At 65.1% G+C, this 18,946-nt stretch carries 15 protein-coding genes, 1 tRNA gene and 1 pseudogene; 8 read left to right on the top strand and 9 right to left on the bottom strand.

What is annotated here, in order from left to right; all coding sequences use genetic code 11:
- Positions 1 to 50: 50 nt before the first annotated feature.
- Positions 51 to 127: transfer RNA gene (locus tag ACODS9_RS02505), tRNA-Met, on the bottom strand.
- Between the two features lie 96 nt (positions 128 to 223).
- A complete protein-coding gene (locus ACODS9_RS02510; RefSeq protein ID WP_489093251.1) occupies positions 224 to 1,147 on the bottom strand; it encodes a FecR family protein in 924 nt (307 codons plus the stop codon).
- A gap of 201 nt (positions 1,148 to 1,348) precedes the next feature.
- Here ACODS9_RS02510 and ACODS9_RS02515 point away from each other — a divergent pair, with 201 nt between their 5' ends.
- Positions 1,349 to 2,563 (top strand): MFS transporter, encoded by a 1,215-nt coding sequence (locus tag ACODS9_RS02515; RefSeq protein WP_489093157.1) that lies wholly within the window; start codon positions 1,349 to 1,351, stop codon positions 2,561 to 2,563.
- A gap of 97 nt (positions 2,564 to 2,660) precedes the next feature.
- Here ACODS9_RS02515 and ACODS9_RS02520 read toward each other — a convergent pair.
- A pseudogene (locus tag ACODS9_RS02520) lies at positions 2,661 to 2,765 on the bottom strand (DUF3077 domain-containing protein); the annotation flags it as partial.
- 806 nt (positions 2,766 to 3,571) lie between these two features.
- On the opposite strand from ACODS9_RS02520, the gene ACODS9_RS02525 reads away from it, so the two are divergent.
- Positions 3,572 to 4,729, top strand: a complete 1,158-nt coding sequence (locus ACODS9_RS02525; RefSeq protein ID WP_046857169.1) for an MFS transporter — start codon at positions 3,572 to 3,574, stop codon at positions 4,727 to 4,729.
- Positions 4,730 to 4,751: 22 nt separating this feature from the next.
- Here the strand turns inward: ACODS9_RS02525 and ACODS9_RS02530 are convergent, their stop codons facing one another.
- The 3 genes from ACODS9_RS02530 to ACODS9_RS02540 all read right to left on the bottom strand — a co-directional run bounded on the left by ACODS9_RS02530 (position 4,752) and on the right by ACODS9_RS02540 (position 8,781).
- Positions 4,752 to 7,226, bottom strand: a complete 2,475-nt coding sequence (locus ACODS9_RS02530) for a TonB-dependent siderophore receptor (RefSeq protein ID WP_489093158.1) — start codon at positions 7,224 to 7,226, stop codon at positions 4,752 to 4,754.
- Positions 7,227 to 7,322: 96 nt separating this feature from the next.
- The gene (locus ACODS9_RS02535) at positions 7,323 to 8,279 is read right to left on the bottom strand and encodes a FecR domain-containing protein (protein WP_489093159.1); all 957 of its coding nucleotides are present in this window, start codon (positions 8,277 to 8,279) and stop codon (positions 7,323 to 7,325) included.
- Positions 8,266 to 8,781, bottom strand: a complete 516-nt coding sequence (locus tag ACODS9_RS02540) for a sigma-70 family RNA polymerase sigma factor (protein WP_023632317.1) — start codon at positions 8,779 to 8,781, stop codon at positions 8,266 to 8,268. Before ACODS9_RS02540 ends, ACODS9_RS02535 begins: the two co-directional genes overlap by 14 nt.
- 167 nt (positions 8,782 to 8,948) lie before the next feature.
- Between ACODS9_RS02540 and ACODS9_RS02545 the strand changes: the two genes are divergently transcribed.
- From ACODS9_RS02545 to ACODS9_RS02565, 5 genes are all read left to right on the top strand, one after another.
- Positions 8,949 to 9,575, top strand: coding sequence for a DNA-3-methyladenine glycosylase family protein (locus tag ACODS9_RS02545; RefSeq protein WP_489093160.1), 627 nt, complete (start codon positions 8,949 to 8,951; stop codon positions 9,573 to 9,575).
- A 94-nt stretch (positions 9,576 to 9,669) separates the two neighbouring features.
- A complete protein-coding gene (gene ada, locus ACODS9_RS02550; protein WP_401111663.1) occupies positions 9,670 to 10,728 on the top strand; it encodes a bifunctional DNA-binding transcriptional regulator/O6-methylguanine-DNA methyltransferase Ada in 1,059 nt (352 codons plus the stop codon).
- A 54-nt stretch (positions 10,729 to 10,782) separates the two neighbouring features.
- Positions 10,783 to 13,185 (top strand): DUF3772 domain-containing protein, encoded by a 2,403-nt coding sequence (locus tag ACODS9_RS02555; RefSeq protein WP_489093161.1) that lies wholly within the window; start codon positions 10,783 to 10,785, stop codon positions 13,183 to 13,185.
- 305 nt (positions 13,186 to 13,490) lie between these two features.
- Positions 13,491 to 13,781 (top strand): type II toxin-antitoxin system TacA family antitoxin, encoded by a 291-nt coding sequence (locus tag ACODS9_RS02560; RefSeq protein WP_401111668.1) that lies wholly within the window; start codon positions 13,491 to 13,493, stop codon positions 13,779 to 13,781.
- A complete protein-coding gene (locus ACODS9_RS02565) occupies positions 13,739 to 14,260 on the top strand; it encodes a GNAT family N-acetyltransferase (protein WP_489093162.1) in 522 nt (173 codons plus the stop codon). The genes ACODS9_RS02560 and ACODS9_RS02565 overlap by 43 nt, the downstream gene beginning before the upstream one ends.
- A gap of 114 nt (positions 14,261 to 14,374) precedes the next feature.
- On the opposite strand, the gene ACODS9_RS02570 is transcribed toward ACODS9_RS02565, so the two are convergent.
- The 3 genes from ACODS9_RS02570 to ACODS9_RS02580 all read right to left on the bottom strand — a co-directional run bounded on the left by ACODS9_RS02570 (position 14,375) and on the right by ACODS9_RS02580 (position 17,795).
- Positions 14,375 to 15,805 carry an aldehyde dehydrogenase family protein gene (locus tag ACODS9_RS02570; RefSeq protein WP_489093163.1) on the bottom strand — a complete coding sequence of 477 codons (1,431 nt, stop codon included), beginning with the start codon at positions 15,803 to 15,805 and terminating at the stop codon, positions 14,375 to 14,377.
- Between the two features lie 13 nt (positions 15,806 to 15,818).
- Entirely contained in the window at positions 15,819 to 17,318 is a 1,500-nt protein-coding gene (locus ACODS9_RS02575; protein WP_489093164.1) for a purine-cytosine permease family protein, read from the bottom strand.
- An 87-nt stretch (positions 17,319 to 17,405) separates the two neighbouring features.
- A complete protein-coding gene (locus ACODS9_RS02580) occupies positions 17,406 to 17,795 on the bottom strand; it encodes a YybH family protein (protein WP_489093165.1) in 390 nt (129 codons plus the stop codon).
- A gap of 454 nt (positions 17,796 to 18,249) precedes the next feature.
- On the opposite strand from ACODS9_RS02580, the gene ACODS9_RS02585 reads away from it, so the two are divergent.
- Entirely contained in the window at positions 18,250 to 18,939 is a 690-nt protein-coding gene (locus ACODS9_RS02585; protein ID WP_401111681.1) for a hydrolase, read from the top strand.
- Positions 18,940 to 18,946 lie beyond the last annotated feature (7 nt).

Raw genomic sequence — 18,946 nt, forward strand, 5'->3', positions numbered from 1 at the left:
ATTTTTAGCATAAAAAAAGGGCTTATCTTTCGATAAGCCCTTTTAGAAGGTGGTGGCTACACAGGGACTTGAACCCCGGACCCCAGCATTATGAATGCTATGCTCTAACCAACTGAGCTATGTAGCCAACTTGGCGCGCATTATTAGCTCGAATCGCGATCCTGTCAACAACGTTTTCAAAAAAATTTTCCAACCTTTCAAACGCTTAGCCGGGAAGGGCGCCTCAGCGCACGATCAGCCAGTGGCCGAGCAGGCTGTGCAGGCGCAATTGCTGATCGGCGGCCAGGCGCTCGAGGCTCTGCGTCGGGTGGTCGAGGTCGAAGTCACCGCTGACCCGCTGATAGGCTGCTTGCTCGTTCATCATCCAGACACGCTGGCCACGGTAATCGGCCAGGCGCTCCAGCACTTCGCTCAACGGCAGGCTCCTGGCCTTCAATTGGCCGTTGCGCCAGGCATCGGCCAATTTGGCATCGATCTTTTCGACCGGATTGATGCGGCTTTCGCTGAACGTCACCCGCTCACCGGCATTCACCAGGCGCTGGTCGCCACCCTGCAGGACTGCGGCCTTGCCGCTGAGCACCACCAGTTCGTCGTGGTCGGCATGGCGGGCGATCTGCAGGCGGGTACCGAACACCTGGATCCGGGTGTCATCGACCTGCACCTCCATGGCGCGGCCATCAAGCATTACTTCCAAGTAAACCTGGCCCTGCACCAGATGCAGTTGGCGGGTGCGGCCACGCAGGTCGACATTCATCGCGCTGGCGCTGTCCAGGTGCAGGGTCGAGCCGTCGGCCAGGCGCACGCTACGGCGTTCGCCGCTGTCGGTGTGCAATTCACTGCCCAGGCGCTGCATCAGTGGCCAGTAGAGCCAGGCCAGTGCCGCCACCAGCATCAGGAACAGCAGCGCCAGGCACAGCCCGGCACGGCTGCGGCGCACCTTGGCGACCCGTGGTCGTGGCCGGGCGGCCGGCACCTGCAACTGCTGCCAGTAAGCTTCGAGTTGGGCATAGGCCCTGGCGTTGAGCGGGTCCTGGCACCAGCTGGCGAATGTCTGGCGCAGGGCCTCGTCACAGCCGGGTTGGCGCAGGCGCGAGAACCAGTCCAGGGCTTCCTGCTCGGGGTCGGGCGTGGGCTGCAAGGCGGGCATCGGGCTCATGGGATCGGTCTGCTCGCAGAGGGCGGGCGGTTTCGCCCAGCGTTCACAGGGAAGAGGAGAAAGGATGCTAAATATATTGAGAATTATTTACAAGTACGTGTCGGATGGAAGGCTCGCGCAAATAAAAAGGTAGCTTCGTATCTATTTGTTTCACGATAATCGGATCCCAACCCGCAGACGGACATCCAGCCCATGGCCATCAGCAGCACCCCGACTTCCAGCGCGAGCAGCCCGGCAAACCCGGCCACGCCGCTGGTGATGAGCATCATTGGTTTCTGTGCCCTGGCGCACCTGATCAACGACCTGATCCAGGCCGTGCTGCCGGCGATCTACCCGATGCTCAAGGCCAACTACAACCTGAGCTTCGCCCAGATCGGCCTGATCACCCTGACCTTCCAGATCACTGCGTCGCTGCTGCAGCCGTGGGTGGGCTTCTTCACCGACAAGCGGCCCACGCCGAACCTGTTGCCGCTGGGCACCCTGTGCACCCTGGTGGGGATCGTGATGCTGGCCTTCGTTGGCAGCTTCCCGATGATTCTGCTGGCCTCGGCGCTAGTGGGCATCGGCTCCTCGACCTTCCACCCGGAGACCTCGCGCATCGCCCGGCTGGCCTCGGGCGGGCGCTTCGGCCTGGCCCAGTCGAGCTTCCAGGTTGGCGGCAACGCAGGCTCCGCCCTTGGCCCGTTGTTGGCGGCGGCAATCGTCATTCCCTTCGGCCAGACCCACGTGGCCTGGTTCGGCGTGGCCGGGCTGTTCTTCTTTGCCGTGACCCTGATGCTGCGCCGCTGGTACAAGGAGCACCTGAACCAGGCCAAGGCGCGCAAGACGGTGCAGGCCACCCACGGCATCTCGCGCCAGCGGGTGATCATGGCCTTGGTGGTGCTGGGCCTGCTGGTGTTTTCCAAGTACTTCTACATGGCCAGCTTCACCAGTTACTTCACCTTCTACCTGATCGAGAAGTTCCAGCTGTCGGTGGCCAGTTCGCAGCTGCACCTGTTCCTGTTCCTTGGCGCGGTGGCGGCGGGCACCTTCTTTGGCGGACCCATCGGTGACCGCATCGGGCGCAAGGCGGTGATCTGGTTCTCGATCCTGGGTGTGGCACCGTTCACCCTGGCGCTGCCCTATGCCGACCTGTTCTGGACCACTGTGCTCAGCGTGGTGATCGGTTTTGTCCTGGCTTCGGCGTTCTCGGCCATCGTGGTGTATGCCCAGGAGCTGGTGCCGGGCAATGTGGGGATGATCGCTGGGATCTTCTTCGGGCTGATGTTCGGGTTTGGCGGGATCGGCGCGGCGCTGCTGGGGTATGTGGCCGACCTGCGTGGGATCGAGTATGTGTACGGGGTTTGCTCGTTCCTGCCGTTGTTTGGGTTGCTGGCGGTGTTCTTGCCTTCCACCGGCAAGCGCTGAGAGGGTAGGGGCGCTGTGCGCCCCTTTCGCCGCCGCGACAAGCCGGCGCCCGGGCGTTTGCGCTCAGGCGTCTTGCCTGCGCGATGCTTTTGAGGTGTCAGCGCTTCATGCCTAGCTCGGCATCATCCATCAGCGCCTTGGCCAGCGCGCTCAGGTAATACGACGCCCAGAGCAGATGGGGCTTTTCCTCCATGATCCCGGTGATGTCATGGTTGTTCTCCCTGAAATGGTCGGTGCCTGTGCGGGCGCCATCGCGGGGCAAGCCCGCTCCCACGCCAGGACTTCTCAGTACTTAGCTGCGTGAAGCGGGCTTAATGCAGCGTCGGCGCCTGTACCGGCATCTGCAAAGTGGCAGCTGTACATGGGTTGACAGACCGGTGAACAAGACCAGAAACCGGCGCACACAAGGTGCCCCACGCACAGCCGCCATAAAGCAGCGCCATGCGGTTTTGTTCAGAGCGGCCTGTCAAAGCCGGTCGCTGATTTTGCAGCGACCGCCCGAGACTAGAGGCCAACCCAGAGCACCGCAATGGCTTGAAAGGGCTTGGGAGTATGTTTGGGAAATGGACTACAGGGAATGGGGAAAGTCGTAAAAAATCAGCACTGCTCCGCTTACGACTTTCAGCGGGCGTTGTAGCGCGGCAGCGTCCACAGAGAGGGCGAAGCCACTGTGGCGATTGACGGTCCGGATCACCTTGGCCTAGAGTGCCGCCTCCTCAATACCTGCGTAGCCGATGCAATGCGCCGTACCCGTAGTCTTCGCCCACATCGCCAGCCTGTCGCCCCGACAGCGCGCCGCGCGTGGCCGAGCGACACGGTGCTCAAGCGTCGACGCAGCGTGCTGTTCGCCTTCACCTTCTCGCCACACCTTGCCCTGAACTGATCCGCGCCCCTGCGTAGCGCGCCTTCCCGGCGTGACGGCGGGCGTCTGCGTTCGAACATCTTTCAGCGGATTTTCCAGTCGGCCAGGGCCTGAGCCCCTGCGCGCCGGCTTGCAAGGAGTGGTACATGAACATGCGTTTGCTGGCGGGCCTGTTGTTCGCCGTGTCGGTGGTCGGTTTCAGCCTTGGGGCGAGCCTGCCGCTGGTGTCGTTGCGCCTGCACGAAGCGGGGGCGGGGACCCTGGAGATCGGCATCATCTCGGCGATCCCGGCGGCGGGCATGATGCTCTCGGCGTTCATGGTCGACGCTTGTTGCCGGCACCTGACCCGCCGCGTCATCTATCTGCTGAGCTTCAGTCTTTGCACCCTGAGCATCGCCTTGCTCGAGTGGGCCTTCGACTCGATGCTGTGGCTGGCGCTGCTGCGCCTTGGGCTCGGTATTGGCATGGGCATCGCGATCATCCTCGGCGAGTCGTGGGTCAACGAACTGTGCCCGGAGCACAACCGCGGCAAGATCATGGCCCTATACGCCACCAGCTTCACCGGCTTCCAGGTACTCGGCCCGGCGCTGCTCGCGTTGCTGGGCGCCAATAGCCCATGGCTGACCGGCGTGGTCACCCTCTGTTATGGCCTGGCCTTGCTGTGCATCCTGTTCACCGTGCCCAACGATCATGTCGAGCATGAGGAAGACGCCAAGAGCTTCGGCCTGGCCGGTTTCTTCCGTGTGGCCCCGGCCTTGTGCGTGGCGGTGCTGTTCTTCTCGTTCTTCGATGCCGTGGTGCTGTCGCTGCTGCCGGTGTACGCCACCAGCCATGGTTTCGCCGTGGGCGTGGCGGCGCTGATGGTGACCGTGGTGTTCGCCGGCGACATGCTCTTCCAGCTGCCGCTGGGCTGGCTCGCCGACCGGGTAGAGCGCACCGGGCTGCACCTGGTGTGCGGGTTGGTGGCAATGATTATCGGCATCGCCTTGCCCTGGCTGCTGCAGATGACCTGGCTGCTGTGGCCGCTGCTGGTGGTGCTCGGCGCGGTGGCGGGGGGCATCTATACCTTGGCGCTGGTACTGATCGGGCAGCGCTTCAAAGGCCAGGACCTGGTCACGGCGAACGCCAGCGTCGGCTTGCTGTGGGGCGTCGGCAGCCTGGTCGGGCCGCTGGTCAGCGGCGCGGCGATGGACGTGGCGCCCCATGGCCTGCCCATGGCGCTGGCGCTGATGGCGGGGCTGTTCGTGTGCTTCGCCCGCCAGGCCTATCGCCGGGCAGGCAAGCTTCAGGCTGTGGCGGACTGACCCCCAGCCATCGAACGGTAGGTCAGAACGTTCCGCGCAAGGTCACCGACACATTGCGCGGATCGCCCCAGTAGTACCCGGTCGGCGTCGGCGCCACCTGGCGGTAGTACTTCTTGTCGAACAGGTTGTTGGCGTTCAACTGCAACGAATAGTTGTCGTTGAAGCGGTAGTTCACCATCGCGTTGTACACCGCATACCCCGACTGCGAAGCTTCGGCTGTGCCGCTGCGGTTGTAGATGGCGCTCTGCGCCTGCACGCCGCCGCCCACGGTCCAGGCCTGCAGCTCGCCCGGCAGGCGATAGCTGGTGAACAGGCGCAGCATGCGCTTGGGGTCGGTGGTGCGGATCGGGTTGCCGTTGTTGCCGGTGGTGTCCTTGAGGTATTCGGTGGTGTTGTAGGTGTAGCCGCCGGTCACGTTCCAGCCCGGCAGCACTTCGCCGGAAATCTCCAGCTCGAAGCCCTGGCTGCGGTTCTTGCCCGCGGCGACCTTGCAATAGCCGCTGGTGTAGTTGGGCAGGCACGGGTTCGGCCCGCTGAGGTCGTCCAGTGCGTTGCCGACCTGGTAGATGCGGAAGAACGCCAGCGAGGTGTTCAGCCGGCCCTCGTAGAACTCACCCTTGATCCCGGTCTCGTAAGCTTCGCCGGTGACCGGCTCGAGCACGGAGCCTGCGGCATCGGTGTTGGTCTGCGGGTTGAAGATCTCGGTGTAGCTGGCGTAGGTGCTGAAGTTCTCGTTGAGGTCGTAGATCAGCGCGGCGTAGGGCACGATCTCGTTGTCGACGCTGAACTTGCCGTTGGCCTTGGTGTTGTTTTCCTGCTCGTAGTCGTACCAGTTGGCGCGGGCGCCGATGATCGCGGTGAGCGGATCGGCCAGGGAGATGCGCCAGGTGGCATAGGCACCTTCCTGGGTGGTGCGGGTGCGTACCGGGTGGGCGGTGATGTCGATGCTCGGGTTGGCCAGGCTGGTCTTCGGGTCCCAGGTGCGGATGTCGAACACGCCCGATTGCACATTGTTGGTGGCCGAGGCGTAGGAGTCGTTGCGGATGCGTTCGACGCCCAGCATCAGCTCGTGGCTGCGACCGAGCAGGTCGAACGGGCCGTTGAGGGTGGCACTGAGGTTGTTCTGCAGGCTCTCGCCGCCATCGCCTTCGGTTACCTGGTAGCTCATCAGGTAAGGGTTGCGGGTCGGGTTGGCGGTGCCGGTGGCACGGCTGAAGTAGGTCTGCTTGAAGCCGTTGTCGTCCAGCTCGAAGTGGGTGCGCTGGGCCATCAGCTTGAGCGTCCAGTCATTGTCGAAGCGATGCTCGAGCTCGGCGAAGGCCTGCAGGTTGCTGCGGTTCCAGCGGTTCCAGTCGGCGCCCAGGTAGGTGCTGCGGCCGAACGGCAGTGGCGAGCCGTCGTAGTCGGCCGGCAGGTTGCCCCAGGCGCCGGTGGCGTCGAGCTGGGTCCACTCGAGGCCAGTGGTCAGGGTGGTGCTGTCGTCGAGATCGAAGGCCATGACCCCGTACAGCACATCCTTGCGCTCCTGGCGCGATTGCTGGAAGTGGTCCTTCTCGTCATGCACCGCGATCACCCGGCCACGCACGTTGCCAGTCTCGGTCAAGGGGCCGGAAAGGTCGGCGACGTAGCGCTGGGCATCCCAGGTGCCGAGGGTGACGCTGCCTTCGCCCTGGAACTCATAGGTGGGGCGCTTGCGCACCAGGTTGACGGTGCCGGAGGGGTTGCCGGCGCCGCGCAGCATGCCGGTTGCGCCGCGCAGGATTTCGGCGCGGTCGAGGATCGCCGAATCGCTCTGGATGAACGAACCACCGCCGCTGCTCTGCACCACGGTGGCGCCGTCGTACTGGATGGCGTCGATCTGGTAGCCGCGCGAGTAGTACTGCACCCGCTCGCTGTCGGTCAGGTTGACCACCACGCCTGGGGTCTGCTCGAGCAGGTTGGTGAGGTTGGTGATGTTCTGGTCGTCGATCCGCTGGCGGGTGACCACGGTCACCGATTGCGGCGTGTGGCGGATGCTCTGCGGCGTCTTGCCGATGGTGACCGCCCCGGTGGTGTAGGAGCCGCTGTGCTCGGTGGTCTCGCCCAGGCGGTTGCTGGAGATGCTGGTGGCGCCCAGTTGCAGGGCATCGCCCACCTCCAGGGCGGGTATCAGCAGGAAGCTTTTTTCGCTTTCCTGCTGGACCTGCACATCGCTGCCCTGCAGCAGGATCTGCAACGCCTGCGCGCTGTCATGCCGGCCCCGCACGCCTTGGGTGGTCTTGCCCTGCAGGCTGCCGGCGTCGAATGACAGGTTCAGCCCACCCTGGCGCGCCAGCTGGTCCAGCGCGGCGGCCAACGGGCCGGCCGGGATGTTCCAGTCGCGCTGCTGGCTCTGGCTGGCGGGCGCGGCGACGGCGACTGGCGGCAGCACGCCTGCGCAGGCCATGCCCAGGCCGAGGGCGGCAGCGTGGATGGCATGGCGCAGGGTGGCGTTGCGAGGGGAACACGGGCGAATCATGAAGCGCTCCTGAAGGTTGTCAGACCACTGTTCGGGCTTGTTTTCCTTCAGGCCGGACGAGAATGAGATTCCACCTCATTTATTTTCATCAATTGTTCAGGCGGCGCCGATGCTCACCCAATAGCGTGTGCGGTAGTCGACGCGCACCGGCAGGCTACGGGCGACCAGCAGCAGGGCCTGATCGGTGTCGGCCAGCTGGTAGGTGCCGGAAACCTTCAGCCCGGCCACCTCCGGCGCGCAGCGCAACACGCCGGGGCGGTAGCGCGACAGCTCGTCGATGAACTCGCCGAGGGGCATCTGCTGCACGCTGAGCACGCCGTCGGTCCAGCCCCAGAGGTCGCCATGTACGGTGGCAGGCCGGTAGTCGCCTTGGGCGAACACCTGCAGCACCTCGCCAGGCTTGACCGAATGCGCGGCGCTGGAGGCGGGGAACAACGTCACCTCGCCGCGGCGCACGGTCAGCAGCAGGCCCTGGTCGTTCTCGCGCAGCAGCAGTTGGCCGCCTTGGGTGCCGAGGGTGCCAACCGGGGTGTTGATGCTGAACGGGCGGTTGTCGTTGACGTTGCTGTCCAGGCTGATTTCGCCACGCAGCAGGGTCAGCCGGCGTTGGTCGGCGCTGTAGCGCAGGTCGATGGCACTGGCGGTGTTCAGGCGGATCAGGCTGCCGTCGCTGCCGAGCAGTTCACGGCGCTCGCCGATGGCGGTGCGGCTGTCGGCCATCCAGGCCGACAGGCCCAGCGGTTCACGCGCCGCCCAGCCGGCGGCGCCGCCCAGGGCCAATACCGACAGCAGCTTGAGATGGTCGCGCCGGCTCATGCGTCGGCGCTCGGTACCGGCGAGGGTCTGCCGACTCAGCTCGGCGGGCAGGCTGGCCAGTTCGTCACCGAGGCTGCTGACCCGCTGCCACGCCTGGGCATGCTGCGGGTGGCTGGCCAGCCAGCGCTGGAACTGCTGTTCGGTACGCGGGCCGGGGCTGTCGTAGCGCAGTTTGACCAGCCATTCGATGGCCTGGTCGATCTGGGCCTGGGTCGGTATCTGGTCAGGCGTCGGCATAGCGCATCCGGTAGCAGACGCCCAGGGCCTTGGCCAGGTCGCGTTCCACCGTGGCCCGGGAAACGTCCAGGCGCTGGGCGATCTGCGTCAGGCTGAGGCCGTCGAGCTGGGCCAGCAGGAAGGCCTGGCGAGCCCGGGGCTTGAGGCGTTGCAGGGCAAGGTCGAGGCGCTCGAGGGTATCGAGGATCAACAGGCGTTGCTCCTCGCTGGGCGCCTCTTGTTCCGGCAGGTTGGCCAGGCTTTCCAGGTAGGCTTTTTCCAGGGCGCGACGGCGGAACTGGTCGATCATCAGGCCACGGGCGATGCTGCTCAGGTAGGCGCGTGGCTCTTTGAGTGGGGAGGCCTGGCGCGCCTTGAGCAGGCGTACGAAGGTGTCCTGGGCCAGGTCGGCGGCGTTCTCCCGGCAACCCACCCGGGCGCCGAGCCAGCCGCGCAGCCAGCGGTGATGGGCCTGATAGAGCAGATCGACCTCGGCCGGTTTCAGCGTGTCTTCGATCTGCATCGTCTGGAGAGCCTGCCCGGATAATGTGATTGTTAATAGTTCTCAATTCTATGCGGGGCGCCACGGGCGGATCAATGGTATGCCAGCGATTAGATGCGCAAGATTGAGCGTTTCACCGATGAACGGTTGGGTTAGGCTGGGAGGCTGTGTCCATGGGAACGCCAACAATGATCCTTGCAGACCTTTCCCCGCAGGCCTTTGACGATGCCGCTGCCTGGTTGGCCGTGCAGGATGCGGACTGGGCGCGGCATATTGCCGCCGTGGGCCCCTGTTTGCATCGGGCCACGCCCGGGCGCGAGCCTTACGAAGCGCTGGTGCGGGCCATCGCCTACCAGCAGTTGCATGCGCGGGCGGCCGAGGCGATCCTCGGGCGATTGCTGGCGCTGTTCCCGGAGGGAGCGTTTCCCTCGCCCAAACAATTGCTGGCGGTGACGCCGGAGGCGATGCGCGCCTGTGGGCTATCCGCGAGCAAGATCGCCACGGTTCACGGGATCGCCCAGGCGCGTGTGGAGGGTGTGGTGCCCAGCCGGGAAGAGGCGCTGCATATGTCGGATGCCGCACTGGTCGAGCGCCTGGTGGCGCTGCGCGGAGTGGGGCGCTGGACGGTGGAAATGCTGCTGATCTATAGCCTGGAGCGATCGGATATCCTGCCGGTGGATGATTTTGGCGTGCGTGAGGGGTATCGACGCATGAAGGGCCTGGACAAGGCGCCGACGCCCGCGCAGATGCGGGTATTGGGCGGGGCGTGGAGCCCGTATCGCACCGTGGCGGCCTGGTACCTGTGGCGGGCTTGACCCGTGATTGGGCCGTTGAAGATAACGCAAGATTCGGAGTGTTCACTTTCGGCCAACCCGCCAAGCTCGGCGCATTGAACCAAGGAGAGGCGCCATGACCCCCGCCCCGACCACCTACACCACCGACGCTGAACGCTGGCATGCCGTGCAGTCCCGCGACACCGCCGCCACCGGCCACTTTGTCTACGCCGTGCGCACCACCGGCGTCTACTGCCAGCCCGCCTGCAAGTCGCGCCTGGCCAAGCGCGAGAACGTCGAGTTCTTTGCCGACCCCGGCCAGGCCGAGGCAGCTGGCTACCGCGCCTGCAAACGCTGCAAGGCCGGGCAGGGCAGCCGGCGCACCGACCTTGTAGCCCGCGCCTGCCGCCTGATCGAAGCCAGTGAAACCGCGCCCAACCTCGACCAGCTCGGCAGCGAGCTGAACGTCAGCCCCTTCCATCTGCATCGCCTGTTCAAGGCCGAGACCGGCCTGACCCCCAAGGCCTATGCCTCAGCCTTCCGCGCCCAGCGTCTGCGCCAGCGCCTGGATGCCGCCGACAGCGTCACCGAGGCCATCTACGACGCGGGCTACAACTCCAACAGCCGGTTTTACGAGAGCGCCGCCGAGCGGCTGGGCATGCGCCCGCGGGAGTACCGTGCCGGCGGCCAGGGTGCCACCATCCATTTTGCCGTGGCCCAGTGCTCGCTGGGGGCGATCCTGGTGGCCCAGAGCGAGCGGGGCATCTGCGCGATCCTGCTGGGTGACGAGCCCGAGCCCTTGCTCAAGGACCTGCAGGACAAATTCCCCAAGGCCCGCCTGATCGGCGGCGATGACACCTTCGAGCGGCTGGTGGCCGAGGTAATCGGCTTTGTCGAGGCGCCGGCGCTGGGATTGGCGTTGCCTCTGGATGTGCAGGGCACGGCGTTCCAGGAGCGGGTCTGGCAAGCGCTGCGGGAGGTACCGCCCGGGACCAGGGTCAGCTACACCGACATCGCCGAGCGTATCGGCGCGCCCAAGGCCGTGCGGGCGGTGGCCCAGGCCTGCGCGGCCAACGCGATCGCCGTGGCCATTCCCTGTCACCGGGTGGTGCGCCGTGACGGTGACCTCAGTGGCTACCGCTGGGGCATCGAGCGCAAGCGTCAGTTGCTGGACCGAGAGACGGCACTCTCCTGAGCGCCCGGACCGAGTAGAATTCACGCCCTGTCGAGTTGCGTAGAGGAACATTCGATGAGGCGTGTCAGCCTTGACCGATTCTATGCGGGGATTTTCGCCCTGCTGTTGTGCCTGGCCGTCCCGGCCTGGGCTGCCCCGGCCACGCCGGCATCGCGCCTGGCCGTGGCCGAGCAGCAGGTGCTGGACGAGAACGCCAGCCTGGAAGAGTTGAGCGAACGACTCGACCAGATCCGCCAGGGCGTCACCAGCAACGCCAACGACGACCTGCTCGCGCAGTTGCGCCAGTCGGCCCTGCAGGTGCAGCGCCAGGCCGATGCGCTGGCCACCCAGCGCACCGCCGACGTGCAGCGCCTGGACGACCAGCTCAACGTGCTCGGCCCGCCCATGGCCGAAGAGGCCGAGAGCCTGACGCGGCAGCGCAAGCAGCTCACTGACGAAAAGAACAAGGTGGTCGCCGAGCAGAAGGACGCCACCACGCTGACCCAGTCGGCCCGTGACCTGTCCACGCAGATCGTCAACCTGCGCCGCAGCCTGTTCAACTCGCAGATCACCAGCCGCGCCGCCAGCCCGTTGAGCCCGGCGTTCTGGTCGAGCCTGATCCGCCCCACCGACGACGACGTGGCGCGCCTGCGCGACCTGCGCGGCGAAGTCTCGGACGCCATGGCCAGTGCCTTCAGCGCCGAACACCGCTGGTTGTTCATCACCGCGCTGGTGGCGGCGGTGCTGGTCTGGACCCTGGTACGGCGGCTGCTGGAGCGCCTGCTGGCCGATGCGATGATCCGCTGGCTGCCCGAAGGCCGCCTGCGCCGCAGCGCCCTGGCCCTGAGCGTCAGCCTGGCCACGCTGGGCACCATCTCCGGCTCGGTGTCGCTGCTGCGTTGGGGCCTGGAGAGCAGCGCCGACCTGGGTACCGACGTCGCCAGCCTGACCAACCATATCCTGGCGTTGGTGATCTTCAGTGCCTTTATTTCGGGCCTGGGCCGCGCCATGCTGATGCTGCAGCGCCCGTCCTGGCGCCTGCCGCCGATCGCCGACGAGGTGGCCAGCGCGCTGGGCTGGTTCCCCAAGGTGCTGGCCCTGGCGTTGATGGTGCTGCTGACCCAGGAGCGCATCAACAGCGTGATCGGCACCAGCCTGGCGCTGACCCTGGCTACCAACGGCGTTACCGCGCTGGTGGTGTCGCTGCTGTTCGTCGTGGCGCTGCTGCGCTATCGCCGCGCCCACCGCCTGCACGACCTGGAGCGTCCCAAGGGCCTGGCCGGGCTGATCCCGTTCGTGATCGTGGTGTGGGTGGCGGCGGTCCTGCTGACCCTGCTCGCCGGTTACCTGACGCTGGCCTACTTCCTCACCGCCAAGCTGCTGTGGGTCAGTGTGGTGGTGACCTGCGCCTACCTGCTGGTGACCGTGTTCGGCGATCTGTGCGAAACCCTGCTGTCACCGCGCCAGCCTGGTGGCCTGGCGCTGGCCTCGGCGCTGGGCCTGCAGCAACGCCACCAGGCCCAGGCCAGCACGGTGCTGGCGGGCATCGGCCGTACTCTGCTGCTGTTTGCCGCTGCGTTGTTGATATTCATGCCATCGGGCACCAGCCCCGGCGAGCTGCTGCTGAGCCTGGCGGACTGGGACGGCACCGGTGGCAAGGTGCTGGGCAACCTGAACATCGTGCCCCAGGACATCTTCCTGGCCGTGGCGATCTTCCTCGGTGGCTGGTTCGCCATTCGCGTGGTCAAGCGCTGGCTGAGCGAGCGCCTGCTGCCGGAAACCGATATGGACGCCGGCATGCGCGCCTCGCTGGTGACCCTGGTGGGCTACCTGGGCTTCCTGTTCCTGGCCATGCTGGTGATGTCCACCCTGCACATCAACCTGACCAGCCTGACCTGGGTAGTCAGTGCGCTGTCGGTGGGTATCGGTTTCGGCCTGCAGCAGATCGTGCAGAACTTCATCTCCGGCCTGATCCTGCTTACCGAGCGCCCGGTGAAGGTGGGTGACTGGGTTAGCCTGGCAGGTGTCGAGGGTGATATTCGCCGGATCAACGTGCGCGCCACGGAAATTCAGATGTCCGACCGCTCGACGGTGATCGTGCCCAATTCGCAGTTCATCTCGCAGAACGTGCGCAACGTGACCATGGCCAATGCTTTGGGGGTGGTCGATGTAACGCTCACACTGCCTTTGGAAACCGACGCCAATCGAGTGCGCGAATTGCTGTTTGCAGCTTACGAAGAGCACGATCTGATTCTTGATGCGCCGGCGACCACGGTGAAGTTCAAGGAGCTTTCTGCCAGTGGCATGGTGATCGCAGTCAGTGGCTACGTTGCCTCGCCGCGACAGGTGTCGACCACGCGCAGCGACCTGCTATTCACCATTCTCGGGCGCTTGCGTGAAGAGGGCATCGCCCTGTCGTCGCCGGCCAGCATGGTGCTGGTGCAGGAGAACGGGCGCCAGGCCGACGAATCGGCATAAGGCCAATCGCGGGGCAAGTCGTATCGGCGCACCGATGTGACAGGCCCCGTGATGCTCTCCGGCAAAACGCTGCCGTTAAATCCGCTATGCCCACCTGACTCGAAGCTGCCTGCGGGCCTTTCAGAAAACGCTGACGTGCAGTTTTTGGCGTGAATGTGCAAGGTAGTGACCATCGTCAGGTAGCGGCCGTTCGTAATGCAGATCATCTGTCAGCTATACATTTGCGTTACAGGGGGGTAGCCTTTTGCAAGTCGACATCCTCCGTCGATTTCAACGCCCACGTGTTATGGGCAAGGGAGTCACCAATGAGTGATTTGCAGACCCGGGACCGCACCAAGGCGGTACCTCTGAACATGAGAGTGGCCGAGCATCGGCGTGACCTGATCGATGCAGCCGTGGAAGTGGTGGGTGGCGACAGGACCAGTTTTGTTCTTGATGCTGCCTGTAAGCGGGCCGAGGAAGTCCTGATGGAACGCCGGCTTTTTCTGCTCGATGAAGAGGCGTTCGACCGCTTCGCCCAGGCACTGGAAGATAATCCCATCAGGAGTAATGAATGCGTGAGGAAACTGCTGGCAAGACCAAAGCGCTGGAGCTGACGGCGCCACGCAGGCTCGAGACATTTCACCTGTTGGATCAGTTCGAAAGCGGGGAGGCATCTATCGACACCTACCTGCGCAACCAAGCCTTGAAGGCACAACTCGCGAAACATGCCGTGGTCTATGTCACCTGTTTCAAAGGTACATCGCTCGTTGCAGGCTACTACACGCTGTCAAATGGATCTGTCGCTCGTGCTCATGGAGCGACGGCCAGCTTGCGACGTAATGCACCAAGTGATTTGCCAATAGTGCTCCTGGGACGAATGGGGGTGACTCGGCAGGCAGCGGGGCAGGGGGTGGCCACCGACTTGTTGCAGGATGCGATCGAAAGAGCACTCTTCGCTTCTGAGTCGGTCGGCTGCCTGGCGATGGTTGTTCACCCGCTGAATGAGCGTCTTGAGCAGTTCTATGCGAAGACGGCCGGGTTTAAGAACTGCCCTGATCTGTCGCCCAAGACCATGATGCTTGCGCTACGCTAGCCATTTCTCGAATCTGCATTTTTGCAAGGTAGTCGCCGAAGACTGAACACTACCAGCGAGAAGCAAAAGCCCATGCCGTTTGAGCCGGCAAGGGGCTTGCGTCGTCAACGGTAATCAGCCCAGACACCGCGTCACATGCTTCACCGACTGATACCCCGAAAGCCCCCAAGGCCCGAGCTCTCGCCCGATCCCGCTGCCCTTGGTCCCGCCCCATGAGGTTTCGACGAACACCGCCTGCACCGAGTTGATCCACACATGCCCCACCTCCAGCGCATCGGCCACGCGCTCGGCGCGTTCCAGGTCGGCGGAGCACACGGTGGCGACCAAGCCGAAGCGGCTGTCGTTGGCTTGGGCGATGGCCTCGGCCTCGCTGCCGAAGCGCCGCGCGCACAGCACCGGGCCGAAGATTTCTTCGCCCCACAGGCGACTGCTTACCGGTACATCCACATACAACGTCGGGCTGACGAACCAGCCGTCGCGGTCCAGCGCGGTGCCGCCGGCCAGGCACCTCAGGCCTTCTTCGCGGGCGGTGGCGAAATAGCCGGCGACCTTCAGCCACTGTGCCTGGCTGGTCAGCGGCCCCATGTCCACTTCTTCAGTGAGCGGGTTGCCCACGCGCAACGCCGCCAGCGCCGCCTGCAAGCGCGGCAGCAGGGCATCGGCGATGCCGTCCTGAACCAGCAGGCGCGAAGTGGCCGAGCACATCTGCCCGGCGTTCCAGGTAATACCGGCGACGATCCACTCCACTGCCTGGTCGACATCGCAATCGTCGAACACCACGATGGCCGACTTGCCGCCCAGCTCCAGCGTCACCGGCCGGCACTGGGCCGCGGCGGCGCGCATCACTTGGCTGCCGACGCCGTTGCTGCCGGTGAATGACAGCTTGTCCAGGCCGTTGTGGCCGCTCAGCGCGGCGCCGGTCTCGGCCTTGCCGCCCACGATGTTCAGCACGCCGGCCGGCAGGCCAAGCACCTCGGCGATCTGGCCGTAGGCCTGCTCGATCAGCGGGGTGATTTCGGAGGGCTTGAGCACCACGGTGCAGCCGGCCGCGAGGGCCGGGGCGAGCTTCCAGGCGCTGGTTACCAGCGGGAAGTTCCACGGCACGATCAGGCCGACCACGCCCACCGGCTCAAGGCGGGTGCGGGCGGTGAAGCCCGGCGCGGCCAGGGGCACGTCACGGTTTTTCGACGGTAACTGCTCAGCCAGGTCGGCGTAGTAGGCGAAGGTGGCGATGGCGTCGTCCAGATCGATCTCGGCCTCATGGCGCGGCTTGCCGTTGTTGCGCATCTGCAACGCGATCAGTTCGTCGCGGCGCTGGCCCAGCTGTTCGGCGAAGCCGCGCAGGTAGTTGGCACGCTCGGTGGCGCTGACCGTCTTCCAGGACGCCAGGGCACGGCGCGCGGCGGTCACGGCCTGGTCGACCTGGGCGCTGCTGGCAGCCATCAGTTCGGCGAACGGCTGGCCGTCGGACGGGTTGTGGACAACGATGCAGTCGCTGCCCTGGCCTTCGACCCAGCGGCCGTCGATGTAGTGAGGAGTGGTCATGGTCGGATTCCAGTCAGGCCATTTCGGCAGTGGTCACGGGCTTTACCGGCGTGCTTTTGCAACGCACCCAGCGCGGGCCCAGGGGGCCATACACGCCAGCCGGTTCAGGGAACAGGTTGAGCAGGATCAGGTACAGCACGGCGGCGATGCCGAGGGTCGCCGGCAGGCTCAGGTCGATGCCGCCGGCGAGCTCGCCCAGCGGGCCGACGAACTGCCCGGGCAGGTTGACGAAGCACAGGCCAACCACCGCGCTGGGGATCCACGCGCCCATGCCGCGCCAGTTCCAGCCGTGGTTGAACCAGTAGTGGCCGCCTTGCTGGCCACGGGTGAACACTTGCAGGTCGTCGGCATGGTAGAAGCCGCGGCGGGTGATCAGGCCGAGGATCATGATCACCATCCACGGGCTGGTGCAGGTGATGATCAGCACGGCGAAGGTCGACACGCTCTGCACCAGGTTGAAGGTGAAGCGGCCGACGAAGATGAAGCCGATGGCCAGCACGCCGATCAGCAATGTGGCGGCGGCGCGGCTGAGCAGGCGCGGGAACACGCTGGACATGTCCAGGCCGGTGCCGTACAGCGCCGTGGTGCCGGTGGACATACCGCCGATCACCGCGATCAGGCACACCGGCAGGAAGAACCAGCCCGGCGAAATTGCCAGCAGGCCGCCGACGTAGTTGTTGGCGGCGATGTAGTCCGGTGCCTGGCTGGCCACCAGGGTGGCGGTACACAGGCCGAACAGGAACGGGATCAGCGTGGCGGCCTGGGCGAGAATCACCGCCAGCATGATGCGCGACTTGGCTGTTTGGCGCGGGATATAGCGCGACCAGTCGCCGAGGAAGGCGCCGAACGACACCGGGTTGCTCATGGCCAGGATCGCCGCGCCGACGAACGCCGCCCAGAAGCCGGCCTGGCCGAGGTTGACGCTGCCGGCGTAGCCCGCATCGAAGGGCCCGGCGAAAGCGAAGATGCCCAGCAGGAACAGCAGGCTCGAGGCCCACACCGCAATCTTGTTGACCCACAGCATGAAGCGGAAGCCAAAGATGCACACCACCAGCACCAGTATCGCGAACAGGCCGTAGGCCAGGCCCAGGGTCAGGTCGGTTTCCGGCAGGCCGACCAGGCGCTTGGCGCCGCCGACCAGGGCATCGCCGGAGCTCCATACCGACAGCGAGAAGAACGCGACGGCGGTCAGCAGTGACAGGAACGAGCCGACGATACGCCCGTGCACACCGAAGTGCGCGCCGGACGATACCGCGTTGTTGGTGCCGTTGAGCGCGCCGAACAGGCCCATCGGCGCGAGGATCAGCGCGCCCACGCCGACGCCAAGCAGGATCGCCCAGACCCCGGCCTGGAACGACAGCCCGAACAGCACCGGGAAGCTGCCCAGCACGGCGGTGGCGAAGGTATTGGCACCGCCGAAGATCAGGCGGAACAGGTCCAACGGGGCGGCGTCGCGTTGATCGTCGGGGATCTGTTCGACGCCATTGGTCTCGATACCGGTCGAGTGGCTCATGGTGATGCTCCAGCGCGAATGTTGTCGGCCGTCGGGCGGCCTTGTTGTGGGTGCGATGGCAGTGCGGCAGGGCCGCTTGAAAGGGGATCAGGCCGGCGAGACGACCGACAGGTGCTCGTGACAGGCCAGCCAGCGGTCGCCGTGCAGGCGGAAGACGATGGTCTCGCGCTCGTTAAGGTCGAGGGTCTCGCCGGCGACGTTCAGGCGCGTGGCCACGTTGTGCATGAAGATCGCCACGTCGCCCTGCAGGCTCACCTGGGCATTGCTCGACTCGCAGCCGAGCACGGCAAAACCGTCCGCCTGCCAGCTGGCCCAGAGTTCTTCATAGGCACGGCGCGACAGCAGCGGTTGCGGCACGGTGTGGAAGAGGAAGGTGGCGTCTTCGCTGAAGCAGGCGAAGTAGCGAGCGGTGTCGTTGCTGGCGAAGGCGGCGACGAGGTCGGCGGCGGCCTGCCGTACCTGGAGTGTCTGGTCCACGGGAGTGGCCTCACGGTTTATTGTGATTGTTGGTGAAGCGATTCTGGTGGGGGCGGGCAGGGGGAAGAATCGCTGTGGACAAATAATCAGTTCAGGAAATCGTGAACCAATGGGCTGACCGACCAAGTAACCGACTAAGTTATCGACCAATTAGCGCTGCTGAAAATTGCCGATCCATCGGATCGGTGATTGGGGCAGGCATTTCGTCATCGTTCACCCAGCGCAACTCTGAGGGTTCACCCATGGGCCTACCGGCCCGCATCTCTCCTCTCTACCGTTAGCCCTGCCGCCCGCCTGGCCACAGGCCGCACGGGCATTTGCCACGGCCCGCCGACTGACGGTCGCTTCGTTCAGCCTGCGTTGCCTACTCTCATAGTCCCCACTGTGGATGTGTGGGGCGCGGCCCGACCGCAGCGGCCAGGATGGCCAGTTCTCACACCAAGAGGAGAGAACGATGAGCAATTTCTCGCAAACCGCCAACTTCGAAGGCCAGGTCCCACGCATCGACCCCGACAACGTCGCGATGCTGCTGATCGACCACCAGAGTGGCCTGTTCCAGACGGTCAAGGACATGCCCATGACCGAGCTGCGGGCCAATGCCATCACCCTGGCCAAGGTCGCCAGCCTGGCGAAGATCCCGGTCATCACCACCGCCTCGGTACCCCAGGGCCCCAACGGTCCGTTGATCCCGGAAATCCACGAGGCTGCGCCGCATGCGCAATACGTGGCCCGCAAAGGTGAGATCAACGCCTGGGACAACCCCGAGTTTGTTGCTGCGGTGAAGGCCACCGGGCGCAAGCAACTGATCATCGCTGGCACCATCACCAGCGTCTGCATGGCTTTCCCCAGCATCAGCGCGGTGGCCGCCGGCTACCAGGTGTTCGCTGTCATCGATGCGTCAGGCACCTACTCCAAGATGGCCCAGGAAGTGACCTTGGCGCGGGTGGTCCAGGCTGGCGTGGTGCCAATGGACACCGCCGCCGTCTGCTCCGAGGTGCAGCGCACCTGGAACCGTCCGGATGCCGCCCAGTGGGCCGAGGCCTACAGCGCGGTGTTCCCGCACTATCAACTGCTGATCGAGAGCTACGCCAAGGCCCAGGCCGTCGTCACCGGCCATGAGCAACTGGACTCGCAACGCAACTGAACCTGGC

This window comes from Pseudomonas sp. FG36, assembly GCF_057809275.1.